The following is an 18,334-nucleotide window of genomic DNA, read 5'->3' on the forward strand; positions in this document are numbered from 1 at the left end:
TCAGGAGTCCGCACGCCCACACGTCACATGAAAGAAGCCCCCGGCGATGCCGGGGGCTCAAGCGCAAACCTCTCAACCGCCATCCCTAGCGATCAACCCGCGGAGTCCGGGATTGCCGTCCCATATGGCCCGCAAGCAGAGGAGCTGATGCCCAGTATGACCGATGCCCAGCCGAATACGCCATCCCTCCCGGACGACTCCGGCACGTCGTGGCCCCCAGTCGCCGTCCCCGGCCAACCGTCCGGCGCTGCTGCGCCTCCAACAGAAGAGGACCCCGACGACACCGCCTCGCCTACGCCGCTATCCGAGGGGGTGCAGATCCTGGACGACCTGCGGGCGCAGCTGAAGCGGTACGTGGCGATGCCGAGCGAGGAGGCCGTCACGGCGGTGGCCTTGTGGGTCGCGGCAACGCATCTTCAGCGTACGTGGCAGCACGCGCCGCGCCTGGCGATCGTCGCGCCGGAGAAGCGGTGCGGCAAGTCCCGCCTGCTGGACGTGGTCACCGAGACCGTGCACAACCGGCTGATCACGGTCAACGCCAGCGCGGCGGCGATCTTCCGGTCGATCGACGGGAACGACCCGCCGACTCTCCTGGTCGACGAGGCCGACACCATGTTCAGCACCACCAAGGCCGCGGAGAAGAACGAGGAGGTCCGCGGTCTCATCAACGCCGGACACCAGCGCGGCCGGCCGACACTGCGAGTGTCCGGCCCCGAGCACCAGGTGCAGGAGTTCCCCACCTTCGCCATGGCGGCCCTGGCGGGGATCGGTGACCTGCCGGACACGATCATGGACCGTGCGGTGGTCATCCGAATGCGCCGCCGAGCAGCGGGCGAGAAGGTGGCGTCCTTCCGCACCGGCCGGGACACACCCGCCCTGAACGCGATCCGCGATCGCCTCCGCGCCTGGCTCCAGCCGCTCTATGAACTGGCCATGGAGATGGAGCCACCGATGCCGGTCGAGGACCGCGCGGCGGACACCTGGGAACCGCTGGTCATCGTCGCCGATCTCGCCGGAGGTTACTGGCCCGCGCTGGCCCGCACCGCCTGCCGCACCATGACCGACTACGAGGCCGGCCAGGACGAGGAAGGCGGTCTTCGCACCCGCCTCCTGGTCGGCATCCGCCGCGCCTTCGCCGCCGTCGGCGACCCTGCCGTGCTCAGCACGAAACACCTGTTGGAATCCCTGAACGCAGACAGGGAAGCACCGTGGGCGGAGTACGGCGCAAACGGCCTGACCCCGCGCGGCCTGCAGCTGCTGCTCAAGCCGTACGGCATCGGCTCGGCCAACCGCCGCTTCCCGGAGGGCACCCAGGCCAAGGGCTTCGCGCGCAACCAATTCCTCGACACCTGGGCGCGCTACTGCCCTGAGCCGAAGGCGGCAGACGCGTCCGTCTCGTCAGCCGACGGTCCCCTACCCGGCACCCCAGCCTGACCCGACTTCACTCGCACCACTCGTCCCCGCGCAGGTCAGCACGGGGACGAGTGAACGCCTCGCAACGAGTCGTCTCGACATCGCCACGCCACTCGTACCTGTGCTGACCAGGCACGCGACGAGTGGTACGAGTCCCCGCACCTCACGGCGGCCACGCCCTGCCCTCCCCCGCACCAAGGCCGCCGCCTCAAGCCCACCTGGAGCACCCCCGCTTGCTTGCACGCATCACCGCCCTGCTCAGCCGAACTGATTCGCATCAGCGTCGCCCCGCTGCCGATCCTGGAAGTGGACGCCGGGCGGGCGCACGCGCCACCCTCGTCCTCGGCCTGATTGCCGTCGTCCTCATGGCCTTCCGAGTCTCGTGGAACGCGCTGTCCGACGTGGCCCGCGCCATCGGCGCCGATCCCACCGCCGCCCTGCTCTACCCGATCGTGGTCGACGGGCTCATGGCCCTCGCGCTCATCGCCACACTCGTGCTGGCCGGCCCCGATCGGACATTCGCGCTACGAGTACTGGCGACCTACACCATCGCCAGCCTCCTGCTGAACTACGTCCACGGCCTCATACCGACCCTGCACACCGAGTCGACCCGGCTGGGTCGACTCACCAGCTGGGACCCTGCGAACTGGGCCCTCGTACTGCTGGCCACGTCACTCCCAGTCGGGTCGATCTACTTCGGCTCGGACCTCGTGGCAAAGGTGCTGCACCGCAAGCACGAGTCGGCCGACTCGACCCAGTCGGCCACCCGGCAACGAGAGGAATCCGCTGGCCAGCGCGCCAGTGAGCAGGCCGCACCGTCGGTGGCCGACCGAGCCGAACCGGTCCCCGAGGAGCCGCCCGAGTCGACCTCCGTGAAGGTCGACGAGGCACACATGACCGGATCGACCGGAGCCGACGAGTCGGCCCTCACTGCCCGACCGCCCCGGTCGACCACCATGGCGAAGTCGACCGAAGCCGCCCCGCCGGAGAAGGCCGGTAGGCGTCTCACCAACGCTGAGTCGACCACCAATCGCCATCGCACCGACGCCGAAGTGCTCGCTGAAGGCCGCCGCCTGACCGCCGACTGGAGCGACGACCAGTTGACCGCCAAGCGCCTGCGCAGCGAACTGCGGATCGCCCAGACGCGCGCCGGCGCCGTGCGCGACCGGCTGCGGGCCGAGCGCGCCAGTCGGCCCGAGCCTGTCGCGGACGATGGCTTCGGGGGCCAGCGTCTCGGCACGTACGACGACGCCAAGTTCCAGCAGAGGGAAGCCGCCGCAGCCCCCTCCGCCACCGCCTGATCCAGCGCACGCCCTGGCCGCCCCCTCCATGCCGACAAGCACGAGGGGGGCACCCACATACAGCGAACACTCGCCCCCAGCACTCCACGGAGAACCAGCCCATGCACGACCCGCACCACGAACTCGCCATCCCACAGCAGGAGATGACCACCGGCCTGAACAGCGCAGCAAGGTATCCCGCTGGACCGTCCAAGGGCCGGTCTCACGGTGAAGCCACCGCCCCGGGGGTGGCGGAGGCACGCGGGCACCAGGGGGTGCCTGAGCAGGAACAGCCCACCGCCATCGCCGACAGCACTGCTGCCGTCGAGATGCCGTTGCCGCGTGCCGCCGAAGCAGCCGCCTTGCACCGCGTCGCCCAACGGCGCAAGCCCGACCCCAACGGCCGTCGCGAGGGACGAGTCGACGTCCGCTACAGCAAAGAGGAAGAGGCCGTCATACGCGCCAAGGCAACGTCGCTGAACCTCAGCGGCGCCCACTACGTTGCCGCAGCCACTCTGGCCCACGTCCACGGCGACCTCACCCTGGCCGGCCAGCGCACCCAGCTCGACGACTACATCGACGAGATCAACGCCCTGCGCGAGCAGGTCACCGCCATCGGCCGCAACGTCAACCAGATCGCCAAGAAGCTCAACTCCGGCGGCCATCCACACCCTGGGGACAGCGCTCTCCTCGCCCAGACCGACCGGACCCTGGACGCGGTCGGTGAGACGGTGAGCCACATCGCGGCCGCCGCGAACCAGGCCGTCAGCCACAAGGCGCCGTGATGATCGCGAAGATCACCGGAGGCAAGGACACCGCCAACCTGATCCGCTACCTCTACGACACGAAGAAGAAGGGCCACACCGACCCGCACCTGGTCGCCTCCTGGGACGGCTTCGCCCCCGACCCCGGCCGCACCAATGATGTCGATGCCACGAAGCGGGCTCTCGTCGCCGACCTCGACCTGCACGTCAAGCAGGCCGAGCGGCTCGACCGCGCACCCGAGAAGCACGTGTGGCACTGCTCGATCCGTGCCACCAAGGCCGACCGCCACCTCAGCGACGACGGCTGGGCTGACATCGCCCACCGCATCGTCGCCGCCACCGGCATCGCACCCGACGGCGATCCGGACGGCTGCCGCTGGGTCGCCGTCCGCCACGCCCCCGACCACATCCACATCGCCGCCACCACAGTCCGCGCCGACCTGCGCACCGCCCGGCACTGGAACGACTACCTCACCGCCGACCGCGAACTCGCAGCCGTCGAAAAGGAGTACGGCCTCTTCCAGGTCATACGCGGGGATCGCACAGCCGCGAAACGGCCTACCCGTGCCGAGCAGGAGAAGGCCAAGCGTGCCGGCCAAGCCCGCACCGCCCGCGAACACCTGCGCACCACCGTGCGCACCGCCGTGGCCGCCGCCACCAGCACCGAGGAGTTCGTCCACCTGCTGGAGCACACCGACGGCATCCTCGTGGACATCAAGCACTTCCCGTCCGGTGATGTACGCGGCTACACCGTCGCCCTCGACGGCGACGTCAACGCCCAGCAGGAGCTGATCTGGTACTCCGGCTCCGAACTCTCCCCCGACCTGTCCCTCCCCAAGATCCGCAAGCGTCTAGAAGCCACCGAACCCCAGCACAGCCCCCGTCGGGTGAACCCGTGGCACCAGGCAACCGCCGCTGCGGAGCGCATCCCCCACCACCTCGACGGCGATGACAATGCAGCCGCTCAGGCCCACCTGGCCGCCTTCGGCGAAGCCCTCGACGCCCTGCCCATGCGCGCACCCCAGGAAATTCGTCCCCAGCTATGGAAGGCCGCCGAGGCGTTCGAGCGCGCCACCCGCTCCCGCGTCCAGGCCGAGCACCAGCACGCCCGCGCCCTGCGTAGCGCCGTACGAGCCATGGTCCGCGAGCCCGCCCCCAAGGACGGCGCGCTGTTGGCGATGCTCCTCGACGCCGCAATCCTCGCCGTCATCGCCGCCGCCCGCTGGCACCAGCTCCGCCGCCACGACCAACAGGTGGCCGCAGCCCAACAGACCCTGATCCACCTGCAGGCCGCTTACAAGCAGACAGCCACCGCACCACTGACCGTCCTCGCCCAGCGCCGGCCACCCCAGCAGACGGTGGAACGGCACATCCTCCTCATCCGACAGGCCATGCCTGGCCACGCCGAGCAGGTGGTCAGGGACCCGGCCTTCGACGCCCTCACCGCCGCCCTCGCGACCGCCGAGAAGGCCGGGCATGATCCGAAGCAGCTGCTGCAGCAGGCCACCGACGAACGGGCACTCAACGACGCCCGAAGCCCCGCACGGGTAGTGACCTGGCGCGTCGAGCGGCTCAGCACCAGGCCAGTTCCGAGCGACCGTGCACGAGTGGCACGGATGCGGAGCGCGGCACGGCGGCAAGGCACATCGGTCAGCCCGGCAGCGGTCGCGCCGGCCTCCCAGCCACAGCCGCCACAGGCACGTCGACGTTGATCACACCCGCTTCCGTACCCGAAGCGGGTGTCAGGCCGCGCACCCCAGCGCATCGTGGGCGAACGCGAGAGCCCGAAACCGAGCTCCCACAGCGTCGGGGCCACGGAAGGCCAACGCCCGCAGAGCACTGACCTGTCGCCCCGAGGCCCACAGACCAGTGGCCGGCGAGAGAAACGGGACGACGGCTACGCCCAGCTCGGTGAAGGAGGCATGGTCCAGGTAGGTCATGCCGCCGGTGCCGCACAGGTACACGCGTGCGCCGGTGGCGTCGGCCAGGTCGGTCAGCCGCTCGGACCGACCCGTGCGTGCGGGCAGGGCGCTGCTGGTGAAGATCTGCCTCCGCCAGCCGAGCAGCTCGAGCAGGGCGCGAGTCGAGGCCGTGGCGACCGGTGCGACCCTTCCTGTATCGAACGCATTCCAGACCGGCTGAAGGGCACGGTCAAGTGCGGGCCAGTGAGGACTGGTCCCGTACTGCTGGCGCAGGATCGATGAGGCTCTGCGTCGGGCCGCGGCAGGGTCGGCGATCAGGGTGTCTCTGATAAGGGTGGCGCGCCCGGAGGGGCGGTGAGTGGGGATGGTCAGCCACCGGTTCGGGCCGAGGCCGTCGAGTGTGGCGACGCGGGCGCGATGCTGGTAGTCGCGGCGGGCGAACTGCACGTCGTCCAGGACGATCCAGTGGTCCGACGCGAACAGCTTGGCCAGCGTGGTCAGCCGGGGCATGAAGTTGGGCTGGTGGATGGCGCACAGGCTGCCCGGGGAGGAGAGTTCAGGAAGCGATAAGGCGGCTGGTGAAGCCGGCGTGGATGAGGGATTCATACGCACCATGCACGTCCTCCGGGACCTCCTGCTCGATGGCGAACCCGAGCTTCGGATACTCGATCACCCGCTGGAGGTCGCCGACGAGCATGTCCACCACTAGCTTCTCGTCGCCGATGGACTTGAGGTAGTCGTCGAACTCCAGGGTTTCCGAGGCGCACACCATCTCGACCTCGGGCCACAGCTTGCGGGCGGTGGCGTACGACCGCCGTTCCATGTAGGGCTTGGAGACCAGCAGCACCTTCTCCGGGGTGATGCCGGCGTCGGCCAGGACCTCGCGGGCGAGGGTGATGTTCTGCCCGGTGTTCGCGGCGTGGGGCTCCAGCAGGATCGCTGAGGCGGGAACGTCGAGGTCGATGGCGTGCTCGCGGAAGTGGACCGCTTCGCCGCGTGGGAAGACCTTGGCGGTGGTCGGGCTGTTGCCGCCGGTGAAGACCAGCGTGGGGAAGAGACCCGCGTGGTACAGCTCGGCGGCGCGCGTGGCCACCCCCAGGTCGTGGCTGCCCAGGCCGATCGCCACGTCCGCGGGATGGGCCTGGTGGTGCATCTGGTGGTAGTCCCAGATCGCCTTGGCCTGGTGCCACTGGTCTTCAGTGATGACCTGCTGGCTGTCACTCATGCGTTCGTCTCCCTGATCACCGTCGGCGGGGCCCCGGGCGCCCTTCACTGCTGGCCTTAACGCTCTCGATACTGCGCAGTTGGTGCACGAGGCCGTACTGCGCGGCCGTCCGAGCGGCCTGGCCGAGAACGCGTAACCCATCATCGCGGGTCGCCGCGTCGGACAGCAGGATGTGGCCGTGAGCGGTGTCCAGTCGTACACGTTGCATCGGTGAGTCGCTGCTCCCGCTGCTTCGGGCGATGTCGATGAAGTGCAGGGCTTGGGTGAGGTCCCCGACGCCCCGGCGGGCCAGGGCGAGCTTCTGATGGGCCACCGACCAATCGTCGGGTTCGGTGAGGTCTTCGAAATCACGGGTCGCGGCCTGCATCACGCGGGTCGCGTAGTCGTGGTTGCCGTCCTTGCTGAGTGCGGTGCCCACCCACAGACGGGCTCTGGCCCGGTCACGGCGAGAGAGCCGGTCGTCGACGGCGAGCGTCTCGTACATACGGGCCGACGTCTCCAGGTCACCGGACATCTCCGCGACGACCGCGAGGGACAGATCGAGCTGGGCGACACGGCGGGGAATGCCGAGCTGGGTGAAGATCGAGCGCGCGCCCGCGTAGGAGTGGCGTGCGGACAGTGGTCCGAGCACCGCGCCCTGATCGCGCTTGAGGTCTCCGAGTAACGCGGTGGATCGGGCGTAGAGGTACAAGCCCTTGTCATCGAGTTCGGCGGCCGTGAAACGGTTGAGCCATCGGCCCAGCAGGCTGTCGGCGAAGGTGAAGTTCTGCCGGGACAAGGCGACGACGGCACGGTCCAGGTCATCGGTCCACGACTCGTACTCCCAGGCTCTGGGCCCGGCGGCCGTCACCCGGCGTCCGGCTGCCACCTGCCCGGGGCCGGCCATCTCCGACAGGAGCGTTTCGAAGCGCAGGTGCACGGAGGCATCGGCGCGACCGAGCGCGGTGTCGAGAATGGCCTGCGTGTCAGGGCGGGGCTCGGTCGCGGACCGGAGCTTTTCCCACTTCGAGATGGTCGCGACGGCGAGACCGAGGCGCTCGGCGAAAGCACGCACGCTCAGGCGGAGGGCGAGCCGTAGAGCTCTGGCCTCCAGGCCGGTCCAATGGTGCACGGTCGCCACGCGTCGCTCCCTTCCACCAGCCATGGAAGCAGAAGCGTGCGGCCGGTGGGGCGGAAGTAGAGCGCAAGTGGAACAGCCGGTGATTCCCTGCGCATTGAGGTACGGCGACCCTCAAGGGGTCTCTTTTCGCCGAGTCCCTTGGACGGTCACCAGCATGGAACTCCTTACCGAGCACCGCCCGGTCAACGGGCCCGTCGTCTACGGCTTCCTGCGGCTGGCCGGAGTCTCCGCAGCCCGTCAAACGGCGTTACAGGCGTCACTGACGGAGTACTGCCGGATCCATGAGCTGCAGCTCTCCGGCGCCTTCAAAGACAGGCTCGCGACGACCGAACCGAGCTCCACCGCGTTCACCGGCCTGCTGGACGCGTTGGCCCTTCCTGACGTCTACGGCGTCATCGCTCCCGCCCTGTCTCATCTGGGGCCGAAGCACCTCGCCGCCGAACGCACCCGCCTTATCGAGGCCGCCGGCGCCCGCCTGCTGCTGGCCCGCCGCCCCCGCATCGGGCCTGGCCACGTACCTCGTCAGCAGACCGCCCGCCGCCGCTTCCCGCGCCACTCCTCCTCCTGAGCACGGAGTCATGAGGCACCCCATGCCCGAGTCGCTTCAGCAGTTCTTCGAGGCCCGCCGCCAGTCCGTACGCAAAGCACGGGAGTTCGCCACCAGAGCGCTGGACGGCTGGGGCCTGACGAGCCGCACCGAGGACATCCGCCTGTGCGTCTCCGAACTCGCCACGAACGCCGTTCTCCACGGCACCGCCCGCGGGCACGGCTTCCTCGTCCGGCTCGACATCGACGACAACTGCGTACGCCTGGAAGTGCACGACAGCCGTCGCCAGCAGCCGGTCGTACGCGAGCCGACCGCCACAGATATCTCCGGAAGGGGCCTGACGTTGGTGGCCGCGCTTTCCGACGAGTGGGGAGTGAGGGACCGCACCCCGCTCGGGAAGATCATCTGGTCCCGCTTCAAGACCGTGGGCGACGCCGTGCATCCGATCAGCCGTTCCGGCTCAGACCACGACGACCAGCCTATGGAGGTCCGATGACCGTAACCGGCACACCGGAGCGGGTGGCGTCTGCCGCGTCAAGCACGCGTCTCGTGGCCAGTCCGTTCCTCGCCCAGCATCTTCTTCTGCAGCCCGGACGCGCAGCCGGTGTCCGTCTCCCCGAGTCCCGCTACGAGGAGCTGCGCACCGCCAGCGCCGAAGGAGGCCCCGTCCCGGCCTGGCTGGTCGACGCGGCACAGCAGGCGTGGGGCACCACGCTTCCTGCGTCCCCGCTCGGCGATGTCGTCCTCGTGCGCGAGCGGTCGCCGTACGGGTACGCGAAGGCGTCCTGGGAGATCAACCTCGGCTGCGACTACGACTGCGAGTTCTGCTACCTCGGCGAGAAGCGCTTCGAGGGCCTGGACTGGACGGGCAAGCAGCAGCTCCTGGCGACGATGCGCGACGCGGGCGTGCTCTGGCTGCAGATCACCGGCGGCGAGGCGCTGATCGACCACGAGTTCGGCGCGGCCTACGAGTACGGCCACCAGCTCGGGATGATGGTGCAGGTCTCCTCGAACGGCTCGTCCCTGCGCAAGCAGCCGATCCGGGACCTGTTCGCCCGCCGCCGCCCGTACCGGCTCACACTCAGCGTCTACGGCGCGAGCGCGGGCACGTACGACAGGGTCACCCGCAACCGCGGCGCGTTCGACCGGTTCATCCAGGGCCTGGACGCCGCCCGCCAGGACCGGCTGCCGGTCCGGCTCAACGTGATCGTGTCCGACGACAACGCTCACGAACTCGACGCCATGGTCGCCCTATGCAGGCGCTACGGCTTCCCCCACCAGGTGTTCACCAACATGTCGCCGACGATCGACGGCGAGGCGAACCCGCTGGCGACCCAGGCCGAGGACCACATCAAGGCCCGGAGCATCTTCACCGGCTGCAACGCGGGCCGGACGTTTTCCACGTCAACCCGCACGGCATCGCATCTGTCTGCAAGGTCGGCCGCGACCCGAGCATGAATCTCGCCACCGAGGGCGTCGCCGCCCTCACCCGGCTCGGCACCATCGCCGAGTCCCTACAGCTCCGCACCGGTGGATGCTCCGGCTGCACGAAGGTCGGCACCTGCCGTACCTGCCGGCCGCTGGCCAAGCTCTATCAGGAGGCGGGGGACCGACGAGAGCTCTACTGCCAACACGGAGGCTACGGATCATGACTCCACCCACCACATCCGCCCCGGCGACGTCGTCCTCATGAAGGCGTCCCGCGGCGGCCAGCTCTGGCAGATCGCCCAAGCACTCACTGAGCAGCCCGTCACGGGCCTCTGAGCTGGCTCCGACCTGCTGCGTCCTGTCCACCGGTCAGGTCCACCCCGAGTGATGGGTCTGTCAGCCGCGCGTTGCGGCCAGATGTGGACCGGCTGCGCTGACTTCTCCCATCTAAGGATGGCCCTCAGCTGGGGAGCAGCATCAGTATTCGGGGGCGGCCAGCTTTTCGCCCTCTTGGCGCGCATCCAACGCCTGGGGCAGCCTCATCGTGGTCACGTAAACCTCGTTCGCCAGCTCGGAGGCAGACCCGAGCGCATGTGCATCGGGATCAGGGGTCACTGTCAGACCCCCGCCGTAGGGTCCAGGCGTCAGGATTGACTGACCCCAAGCCCTGTTGGGGCGGGACGCATGGATGTGATCACTTCTGTAGTGTTAGGCAAAGATAGCCGCGCCCTGGGCCAGCGAGCGCGCATCCTCGCCGCGCCCCCGCTCCCAACCCGTGATCGCGTCGATCACGACGTCCGGAACACTGAGGATCAAGAGCATGGTGGCGGCGGTGTGGCGAGCGTCACGAAGACGGCCGTCTCGTAACCCCGCGTCCCGAAGCACCGCTTTCAGACTAGGTACCGGTAGCGCCGAGCCGCTTTCAGCTCCGGGTACCAGCTGCCCACCGATAGCGTCCCGACGGCCGGGCCGGGCTCGTTCGGCCACACCGGCCTAGGAGGCTCCCTCGGATTCGTCGACCTGGCACACGACATCGCGTTTGGCTACGTGGACATCACCGTCCCAGACTCGGTTCCCTGGTGGGACCACATCTGTCGGCGCGCATCCGCAAGGCGCTCCCACCGCAGTCAGCCAGCGAGTGGGCAGTCGCGCTGCTCAACTCAGCGTCGAAGCCGGTCTGTAGCCTCTTGGGTAGTAGTCACGATCAATGCTGAGCGGGGGAGTATGGCCGAGCCGGTTAAGGAAGCAGCTCGAACCTTCTGGGCTGTGCGTGAGCGACGCGACCTTCAAGAAGTAAGAGTGGGCAACCGGTACGGCGAGCTGGTGACAGCTGTAGTCGACTCTCTTACCACTCGCGGCATTGACCCAGCATGGATCCGGATCGGCCGGGCTGCCGAGTTTCCGGGTTCCTATGGCCTCGGACGCGCCGCATGGGACCTAGCTATATTCAGGGACGACATCCCGCTTGCCGCCGTCACCATTAAAACCCTCGGCGGACCAAGCTATGGAAATAACTTCAATAACCGGATTCAAGAGCTCACAGGAAACGCCTTCGCCGTCAGGCAGCATGATGGCCAGAGTATCGAGAGATTCCGTCCCTACCTTGGCCTCTTCTTCATCATCCAGGAGGGCGAAGGCGCAAATAGGCCCCTCCAGAGGCCGCGGGGCTCCTCCACGGATACCATTTGGGGGCTCTCTTATAAGGAGCGACTGGGCGAGACATTTGCACAGTTCCGCAGCGACGGTCTCTACGATGGAATCGCCTACGTATCTGCAAGCAAGGACGAGAACCCATCGCTTGAAGAGCCTCGTCCAGACATGTCAGTCAACGGGTTCGTCGATGCTCTCGCGACGCGAATACTCTCGTATGTTGCAGCACTATCTGCGGGAACTTCGACCCCGGCATCCATACACACACCGCATGCTCTATCTGAAGTCTCCTCAGACAACCTCAACCGCTACAAAGAAGTCCTCCGTAATGCGCACGGAGATCGTGCCGCCTACGCACTCGACCGACTACCGATGGGAGAGGGCGGCCAGGCGCAAGTATTTCGCGCCGTCCATAAGTCTTCACAGACAGAGGTCGCGTTCAAGCGTCGCCGCTCCAAGCGTGATCTCGCCGTCTCGCGAATGCAGCGCGAGATCGAGATATCCCGTCTACTGAGTACCCATCCACACGCCATGCCAGTACTTGATGCCGAGCCTGATGGCGCTTGGTTCGTAATGCCTATGGCTGACGCGACGGCAGAGGACCATCACGAGCAACTCCGAGATCCTGAGCAGCTGCGCGACCTGGTTAATGCAATGGCATCCGTGTTGTCAGAAGCCCACAAGCGGGACTGGGTGCACCGCGATATCAAGCCCTCTAATATCCTCCGCCTGCAGGGGCGTTGGGTCCTCGCCGATTGGGGAATCGGCCGTCGACCTCGGGGGCAGACAACTATGCCCGGTCGGACAGGCCGCTACATCGGTACCGAGGGGTTCGCCGCCCCCGAACTGTCCATGGACCCTCATGAGACCACCACTCATGCCAGCGACATCTACAGCCTTGGACGAGTAATTGCGTGGGCACTCACCGGCCAGGCGCCCCAGGCGAACGTGCTCTTGCTCCCACCCGCGGGCCCATGGCGCAGCATCGTCAGGGCCGCTACTCAGCCGGACCCCGCATTGAGGCCCCAGAGCATCGAAGAACTACTCACTCTGATCGCCCGGGAATTCAGCGTGCCCCAAGGCCCACCCGTTGAGCAGGCGGCACCACTACTCACCGCCGCTTGTACAGGTGACTCCACATCCATTGACGCGTTGCTCGTACTCATTTCGGACTACCCGGACGACTATGACCTGTATCTGGACGTTCTGACCCGGCTTCCTCCAGAACTGGCAGCACCACCCCTCTCCCGCAACCCCCAGCTGGCCAACGCACTCATGCACGCATTCGCGGGACATGTGGGTGGAGTCGGCACGAGGCTAGTGCAGTTCGGTGAGGCAGCACGTGCTGTCTCCTGGCTCCATGCTGTGTCTGCCTACGCAGCTGAGCGGAGCGAATGGGACCTGCTTGACGAGGCCGTCCGCACCATGTGCTGGTGGGATGAGTCCTGGAACCAGTGGGACCCGCAGGACGTGGTCCGGCCCTGGTTGCGCTTGCTGGATGGAGACGCCGCAAGCATCATGGCATCTGCGTTCCGAGATCATCCGGGCTCAGCACGCCACTTCGCGGCACTGGCGGACGAGCAAGCTGTCGACCTGGGCATACGACAGGCCGTCCGGACCGCTGTTGAGAGACCCCGCCAGGCCAGCCATTAGCACCAGCCGCGGCTCGATACACGGGTCAGTACACCCGCTCAGCGCCACTGCCGTGGTTGCAGTTCTGGTTGCATTCACCGCCGTACAGCACCGTTCAGAAGCCCGACCCGCACCGGCCGCACCGCAGGTCAGAACGCTCCCGTACGCCCCAGGACCCCCAAACGAACATTTGGAAAGCGTGCTGGGCCCAGGAGGCGCCGGCGCATGCCGGACGTCACGTGCGCGAGAACAGGGCGGTGGGGCGCGAGTCCCGGTGGAACGGGACAACGACGTACGAGTTTCCCGGATGCTCCACTCGTGGGGCTTGAGGTCGACACCGGGCATCTGCGCGGCCCCAGCCAGGAACCTGCGGAACTCTCGCCGGACGTTCGCCGCGCCCAGCGCCGTGGCGACCGCCGAAGTGAGACGAGCCCCGAATCCTGCCATTGATCACCGGCCGCGACACGCTGCCAGCCCTGACGCTCACGCTGGATTTTGAGCGCGTCAACGGCCCGACCCGGCAGCGCGAGCGTACGGCGGGACTTGCTCGTCCTGGTGTCGCCGGAGCTACGGACCGAGCGCCAAACGGCGATGTGCGGCGGGACCTCCGGAGTGACGGTCAGATCTCCGTCAAGGTCGACATGATCCCAGCGCAACGGACGCATCTCCTCGGTACGGCTACCGGTGAGGAGCAAGACCACGACGTATGCGTAGAGCGGAAGCCGGAACGAGGCGGATCCGCCCTTCCTTGACGGTCCGGAGACGACCAGCACGGATTAAGCAGGTCGACGCCGTCTGCTTCGTGGCACCCGCCTGAAGACGAGAGCTGTAACAGGTTTCTCTACCTCATCAAGGCACCCGGCTGCGCTCCGCTCCGCCGGGCGCGCTTCCCGGCTCTGGCTGCGCCCGCGCTCCTGCCTGCGGCCCGCTCGGCGCTGCCGCCGCCGACGCGTGCCCACTGTGTAGGCCCGAGGGCATGAGACGAGAACCAAACCCGCGTCTTCAAGAGGACGCCTCCGGCGGGGGCGCTCAGACTCCGGGATGGGAGGGGAACCGTTCGCGAGTGCCGGCCGGAGCGGGGCGAGCGTCGTTGGGCTCCCATCCCGACCACCTCCGACCCAGGCAGAGCCGAGCAGTCGCGGCCCAGGGCGTCAAGGTCGTTCGTACAGTGGCGCGCTCCACCTTGACGCCCTGAACCAGGACCGCTCCACGAGGTGTGGGTCGAAGGCGGACGGGATGGGAGCCGAGCGAGGCGGTGGGTTGGGGGCGACTGCAAGGCTCTGACCAGGGAAAAGGCGACGATGGAGAACTCTAGCTTCCTCTATAGATCCCTAAGAATCGCTAAGGCTAACTAGAGCTAGGGCCGTTATAGTGGCAAACAGACTTGGCCAACAGAGGTTGTCCAAGTCGGGTTGTCCAACCGAGTCTGGGCAGTGAGCCCGAGATGGTTCACATAGACCTCCGACGCAGAAGCCCGGTCCTGGGGCCTAAGCCAGGGCCGGGCTCATGCGTGGAGTTGCCGAAGCGGGTCCGGCCGAATTGTTGGCGGTCGGGCCCGTTTCGCATGGCCCTGCCGTCCGGCACCACTTCGTTCAAGCGCTATCGCGCCAGTTGTTCCACGCAGCCTGCGATCGCCGTCACAGCCGTGAGAATCGCGATCAAGAGCTGGGCCTTCGTGGGGCCCCTGCTCTGCCTGTTCTCCGCCTCTTCAGGCTCCCGCTCCGCTGCCATGTCCCACTTCCGATCAGGTAGTGCAACGCCCCTTCATCTCCGGGGCCTTCGGCTCTGAGGTCCGAAGCTAGGAGGGATCGGAAGCAGACAGCGAAAGCATATCGGGCGACTTTGACGTCAACGGCTTTTCTTGGCCCTACCTGTCCACCTAGCGTGGACGCATGGAGCCAGAAGCTGCGAAAAAATTATCCGTCACTTCATCGCCCAGGTCTGCCTTGGACCCTTCTCGCCCCTGGCCTTGGGTGTCGTACCACGACCCAGCTTGGTATGCGACGCCCTGGGAAGTGGCCTCCGATGAAGACCTTGCCGACGCCGCGGTTCGCCTAGCCATCCGGTACCTCCTCTCCCAGACGGGTCCGAACGTGAAGATCTGCCGCTCGGCAGCGTTGGTTGAAGCGGCCGCCAAGCGAGTGATGGCCGATGTAGTAGCCGAAGCTCGCACTCAGAGGTACTCGTGGGGACGCATCGGGGAACAGCTGGGGGTGCCCAGGACGGCGGCGCAGAAGCGCTTCGGTGGAGCGCCGACTGCGGAGCGGGCGCAGACCCTGGAGGATCAGTACACACGGATGAGGGACTTCGTGAAGAGTGCAGAACTGCATCCGGAGATGTACGGGGACCTTGACGAAGACGAGGATGGCTACGAGCTGCGCGCCACGCGCGATCGCTGCGTTCGGCGCCGCCGAGGGCAGACCATCGATCCGCTGGACCAGCTACACAAAGTGCTGCCGCGACGGCGCAGGGAAACTGGCGCACCGAAGGAGTGATCGTGGTCTCTTGACATCAGAGACCGACGTCAACAGGTGCGAACTGGCGATGCAGGGGTCACCAGAAAGCTATGGCCTCGGAGGTGACATGCGGGTACAGACCAAGAGGTTGGCCATGCCGGCCATGCCCCTCCGGCGGTGAACCACAGGAACGAGGGGTCAGGCAGCACGTGAGCGCCCCTGAAAAATGTGCCTGCCCAGGGGCAGCTCATCTGGCGGTGGGTGTGGGATTTCAACCCACGGTGACTCGCGCCACTACGGTTTTCCAGATGGCCGGCCGGTGAGTAGCCATCGGAACTCCGGCGACCGCGCGCACGCGCTAAAATCATCTCGGAGCTGTGCTGAGCTCGGCATTGCCGGGTCTCGCGCTGTCCCTCTCCGCGGCCGTTATCTGCAAGGTCCTGGCATCGAAGTTGAACGACAACGACCAGGGCATGGAGACGAACGAACGTGAGGAGAACCGCATGGCTGAAGAACCGAAGTCAAGCAGGATGAAGCAGTGGGCTAGCGCTCTGTGTGACGTACTGGGAGACCTTGCAGTTGGCTTCGCGGGTGGGGCAGTGTCGAGCTGAGCACAGCTCCTTTGTGTTTCGGCTGTGTCGTACGCACGGCCGAGGGATGAGCGCCGAGTGTCTAACTGCGTGACAACCACGCCGCACAACCGCGAACACCCATGGACGTCAGCGGACCACCACCGCAGGTAACGAGTGGAGCAGCCCACGGTCAGCAAGCATCCCGAGTTACTTCGGGACGAACAGGTCGTGGGTTCAAATCCCGCCACCCCGACAGATGAAACACCAGGTTATGGGCCTGATCCGCCTAGCGGATCAGGCCCATAAGTGGTTTCCTCGAGCGCTTCGGGAGCCAAGTGCGGGAGGCGGCTCCCCGGACAGCTCGCACGAGAACGCCAGTGGGTTGGGGAGTTTCAGTCGGCAGGGCATCCACCGATCAGACTTCGCTGACCTTTGACTGTCAGTGGCCGCCCCTACCGTGAGAGGTGATTCGCCGCACGTCCCAGGAGAGCCCGTGGACCACCTCGTCAAAGATCTCGGCAGCCTCAAGAGAGGCTCCGTAGTCGTCGTCACCCTGCGCAAGCAAGCCAACGTCCAGGTGATGCCTCGCAGCGAGTACACCAAGTACAAGTCGGGGAGGAGGTACCAATACCTCGGTGGTCGTGTCACTCGCTCTCCTCACCGGATCACCATCCCGAGAAACGGACACTGGGTCGTGGCTATCGACCTCGGCGGCAATGCTGGCCGCATCGCAGCATCTGTTCAGGTGCAGCCACCTCCGCGCGGGCCCCTCCCGATGGCCCGGGAGTCGCAGGGCAACCCAGCCCGCTCCGTCGCAGTCCATGAGCCGGAGGAACCAGCCGGAGACGTGCTGGGCGGCCAGACCTGGGACGTCTTCATCTCGCACGCGTCCGAGGACAAGGCAGCTGTTGCCCGGCCCCTCCGGGACGCGCTTACCAAGTTGGGCGTGACTGTCTGGCTAGATGAAGCTCAGATGCGGATCGGGCACAGCCTCCGTCGCAAGATCGATGAAGGGATCAGCGCAAGCCGATATGGCGTCGTAGTGCTCTCCGAGCCCTTCATCTCCAAGGGCTGGACCAATCACGAACTTGACGGATCGTCACCCGCAACGTGGCTGGGGAGCAGTCGCTCCTGCCAATCTGGCACAACCTGAGCGCAGACGATGTTCGCCGCTACAGCCCTTCCCTCGCGGACAAGGTGGCAATGAGCACCGGTGAATACTCCATCGAGGAGATCGCACAGCAGATCGCCGACGTGGTGCGAGAGGACGGCGTGGCCTGAGTCCGCAGCTCTTTTGGCCGATTCGGCGCGCATCCAAGGAGGCAGACGCACACGACTTGTGCTGTCGCAGCTTTTGTCGGACCACGAGCTGCCGACACCCCTTTAGAATTGCATGGCCACGATCGCCGGACCTGTACGCCCGCCTGCGCCCACGCGCCGGCCACGACGCCGAGCGAGACCTCGCCACTCTTAGCACCTGCCCGCTGGTGATCCTGGACGACCTCGGCGCGGCCAAGCAGTCGGAGTGGACCGAGGAGATCACGTATCGGCTGATCAACCGCCGCTACACCGATCTGCTCCCCCCGCTCATCACGACCAATCCGCCGACCGCCGCGCTGCGCGACGCCGTCGGCGACCGCGTCGCCTCCCGTCTCGCCGAGATGACCACAACCGTCGTCCTCACCGGCACAGCCCGCAGGAGCCGGTCCCGCGCCTGACCAGACGGCGCCGATCCACCTCACCACTTGCCCATGCTGCCCGTCTGAGCCTACGCCTGCCCGAACGGCGCGGCGGGCCTCTCTGGAAACCCCTGTATGACGCAACTCGCCCTGCTCACAATCGGGCTCTGGACCTCAACGTCTCTCGCCCTTACCGCAGTGAACCCCGAAGAGCGGTGTCCGGCTTGGCCCGGATCACGAGAGCAGAGCCTCATCGAGATAGTCCTGTACCAACTCGAACAGTCCGTAGGGCACGTAATGCGGGATCTCACCGTGCGCGACCCAAGCCAGATCGGCTACCTCGCCCGGACTCGCGATGCCCGCTTCGCCACCAGAGCGTCTACACGCGATGTAGTGGATCTCCCAGCCGGTCATGGGGTGAACCCGTTGCCCGAGCACGATCTGGGGAGTCACCAGCAGCCCAGTCTCCTCCCGGGCCTCGCGCGCCGCCGCCTCCCCCGCACTCTCGCCGGATTCGATCTTCCCTGCCGGGAACTGCCACGAAAGCGCGCCCTCCGACACGCGCCGTCGCACGAGCAGCACCCGCCCGTCCTGCACGACGACGGCTGCTGCAACCGCCGGATTGACCTCAGTGGTCATCGAGATC

Annotated in this window: 13 protein-coding genes and 3 pseudogenes; 11 read left to right on the forward strand and 5 right to left on the reverse strand. The window is 66.9% G+C overall.

The genetic code is table 11. The features are described 5' to 3' along the window. The first annotated feature begins 156 nt into the window (after positions 1-156). The 4 genes from ACQ9ZG_RS14775 to ACQ9ZG_RS14790 all read left to right on the forward strand — a co-directional run bounded on the left by ACQ9ZG_RS14775 (position 157) and on the right by ACQ9ZG_RS14790 (position 5,169). Entirely contained in the window at positions 157-1,434 is a 1,278-nt protein-coding gene (locus tag ACQ9ZG_RS14775) for a DUF3631 domain-containing protein (RefSeq protein WP_181398254.1), read from the forward strand. A 212-nt stretch (positions 1,435-1,646) separates the two neighbouring features. Beyond that, positions 1,647-2,714 (forward strand): DUF2637 domain-containing protein, encoded by a 1,068-nt coding sequence (locus tag ACQ9ZG_RS14780; protein WP_109915570.1) that lies wholly within the window; start codon positions 1,647-1,649, stop codon positions 2,712-2,714. Positions 2,715-2,815: 101 nt separating this feature from the next. After that, positions 2,816-3,478: a MobC domain-containing protein gene (locus tag ACQ9ZG_RS14785; protein ID WP_109915571.1), complete on the forward strand. Its 663-nt coding sequence runs from the start codon at positions 2,816-2,818 to the stop codon at positions 3,476-3,478. After that, positions 3,478-5,169: a relaxase/mobilization nuclease domain-containing protein gene (locus tag ACQ9ZG_RS14790; RefSeq protein WP_109915572.1), complete on the forward strand. Its 1,692-nt coding sequence runs from the start codon at positions 3,478-3,480 to the stop codon at positions 5,167-5,169. The genes ACQ9ZG_RS14785 and ACQ9ZG_RS14790 overlap by 1 nt, the downstream gene beginning before the upstream one ends. A gap of 30 nt (positions 5,170-5,199) precedes the next feature. On the opposite strand, the gene ACQ9ZG_RS14795 is transcribed toward ACQ9ZG_RS14790, so the two are convergent. The 3 genes from ACQ9ZG_RS14795 to ACQ9ZG_RS14805 are packed head-to-tail and all read right to left on the reverse strand — an operon-like array spanning position 5,200 to position 7,724. Continuing rightward, the gene (locus tag ACQ9ZG_RS14795; RefSeq protein WP_109915573.1) at positions 5,200-5,889 is read right to left on the reverse strand and encodes a WbqC family protein; all 690 of its coding nucleotides are present in this window, start codon (positions 5,887-5,889) and stop codon (positions 5,200-5,202) included. Between the two features lie 46 nt (positions 5,890-5,935). Beyond that, positions 5,936-6,604 carry a YdcF family protein gene (locus ACQ9ZG_RS14800; protein ID WP_109915593.1) on the reverse strand — a complete coding sequence of 223 codons (669 nt, stop codon included), beginning with the start codon at positions 6,602-6,604 and terminating at the stop codon, positions 5,936-5,938. 16 nt (positions 6,605-6,620) lie between these two features. After that, on the reverse strand, positions 6,621-7,724 hold the full coding sequence (locus tag ACQ9ZG_RS14805) for a helix-turn-helix domain-containing protein (RefSeq protein WP_109915574.1): 1,104 nt from the start codon (positions 7,722-7,724) through the stop codon (positions 6,621-6,623). A 154-nt stretch (positions 7,725-7,878) separates the two neighbouring features. Here ACQ9ZG_RS14805 and ACQ9ZG_RS14810 point away from each other — a divergent pair, with 154 nt between their 5' ends. The 3 genes and pseudogenes from ACQ9ZG_RS14810 (at position 7,879) to ACQ9ZG_RS14820 (ending at position 9,923) form a co-directional block, all read left to right on the forward strand. Next, positions 7,879-8,292 carry a hypothetical protein gene (locus ACQ9ZG_RS14810; RefSeq protein ID WP_258312178.1) on the forward strand — a complete coding sequence of 138 codons (414 nt, stop codon included), beginning with the start codon at positions 7,879-7,881 and terminating at the stop codon, positions 8,290-8,292. A 22-nt stretch (positions 8,293-8,314) separates the two neighbouring features. Beyond that, positions 8,315-8,767 carry an ATP-binding protein gene (locus ACQ9ZG_RS14815; protein ID WP_109915575.1) on the forward strand — a complete coding sequence of 151 codons (453 nt, stop codon included), beginning with the start codon at positions 8,315-8,317 and terminating at the stop codon, positions 8,765-8,767. 53 nt (positions 8,768-8,820) lie between these two features. Beyond that, a pseudogene (locus tag ACQ9ZG_RS14820) lies at positions 8,821-9,923 on the forward strand (radical SAM protein). Between the two features lie 510 nt (positions 9,924-10,433). Here ACQ9ZG_RS14820 and ACQ9ZG_RS14825 read toward each other — a convergent pair. After that, positions 10,434-10,650 (reverse strand): annotated as a pseudogene (locus tag ACQ9ZG_RS14825) (site-specific integrase); the annotation flags it as partial. A 348-nt stretch (positions 10,651-10,998) separates the two neighbouring features. Between ACQ9ZG_RS14825 and ACQ9ZG_RS14830 the strand changes: the two are divergent. The 4 genes and pseudogenes from ACQ9ZG_RS14830 to ACQ9ZG_RS14845 form a co-directional block, all read left to right on the forward strand. Beyond that, positions 10,999-13,002 (forward strand): protein kinase domain-containing protein, encoded by a 2,004-nt coding sequence (locus ACQ9ZG_RS14830; RefSeq protein ID WP_181398252.1) that lies wholly within the window; start codon positions 10,999-11,001, stop codon positions 13,000-13,002. Positions 13,003-14,873: 1,871 nt separating this feature from the next. Next, positions 14,874-15,476 (forward strand): hypothetical protein, encoded by a 603-nt coding sequence (locus ACQ9ZG_RS14835; protein ID WP_499280643.1) that lies wholly within the window; start codon positions 14,874-14,876, stop codon positions 15,474-15,476. 1,026 nt (positions 15,477-16,502) lie between these two features. Beyond that, positions 16,503-17,162: a DUF1883 domain-containing protein gene (locus ACQ9ZG_RS14840; RefSeq protein ID WP_219995613.1), complete on the forward strand. Its 660-nt coding sequence runs from the start codon at positions 16,503-16,505 to the stop codon at positions 17,160-17,162. A gap of 253 nt (positions 17,163-17,415) precedes the next feature. Next, positions 17,416-17,727, forward strand: a pseudogene (locus ACQ9ZG_RS14845) (ATP-binding protein); the annotation flags it as partial. 195 nt (positions 17,728-17,922) lie between these two features. Here the strand turns inward: ACQ9ZG_RS14845 and ACQ9ZG_RS14850 are convergent. Then, positions 17,923-18,327 carry an NUDIX hydrolase gene (locus ACQ9ZG_RS14850; protein ID WP_099217489.1) on the reverse strand — a complete coding sequence of 135 codons (405 nt, stop codon included), beginning with the start codon at positions 18,325-18,327 and terminating at the stop codon, positions 17,923-17,925. Positions 18,328-18,334: the final 7 nt, after the last annotated feature.

Source organism: Streptomyces araujoniae, from assembly GCF_050871195.1.
Classification (GTDB): domain Bacteria; phylum Actinomycetota; class Actinomycetes; order Streptomycetales; family Streptomycetaceae; genus Streptomyces; species Streptomyces bacillaris.

Coding starts and splice junctions, on each gene's coding strand:
- ACQ9ZG_RS14775 (WP_181398254.1), top strand. CDS start 157: ATGACCGATGCCCAGCCGAATACGCCATCCCTCCCGGACGACTCCGGC.
- ACQ9ZG_RS14785 (WP_109915571.1), top strand. CDS start 2,816: ATGCACGACCCGCACCACGAACTCGCCATCCCACAGCAGGAGATGACC.
- ACQ9ZG_RS14790 (WP_109915572.1), top strand. CDS start 3,478: ATGATCGCGAAGATCACCGGAGGCAAGGACACCGCCAACCTGATCCGC.
- ACQ9ZG_RS14795 (WP_109915573.1), bottom strand. CDS start 5,889: ATGCCCCGGCTGACCACGCTGGCCAAGCTGTTCGCGTCGGACCACTGG.
- ACQ9ZG_RS14800 (WP_109915593.1), bottom strand. CDS start 6,604: ATGAGTGACAGCCAGCAGGTCATCACTGAAGACCAGTGGCACCAGGCC.
- ACQ9ZG_RS14810 (WP_258312178.1), top strand. CDS start 7,879: ATGGAACTCCTTACCGAGCACCGCCCGGTCAACGGGCCCGTCGTCTAC.
- ACQ9ZG_RS14815 (WP_109915575.1), top strand. CDS start 8,315: ATGCCCGAGTCGCTTCAGCAGTTCTTCGAGGCCCGCCGCCAGTCCGTA.
- ACQ9ZG_RS14835 (WP_499280643.1), top strand. CDS start 14,874: ATGGAGCCAGAAGCTGCGAAAAAATTATCCGTCACTTCATCGCCCAGG.
- ACQ9ZG_RS14850 (WP_099217489.1), bottom strand. CDS start 18,327: ATGACCACTGAGGTCAATCCGGCGGTTGCAGCAGCCGTCGTCGTGCAG.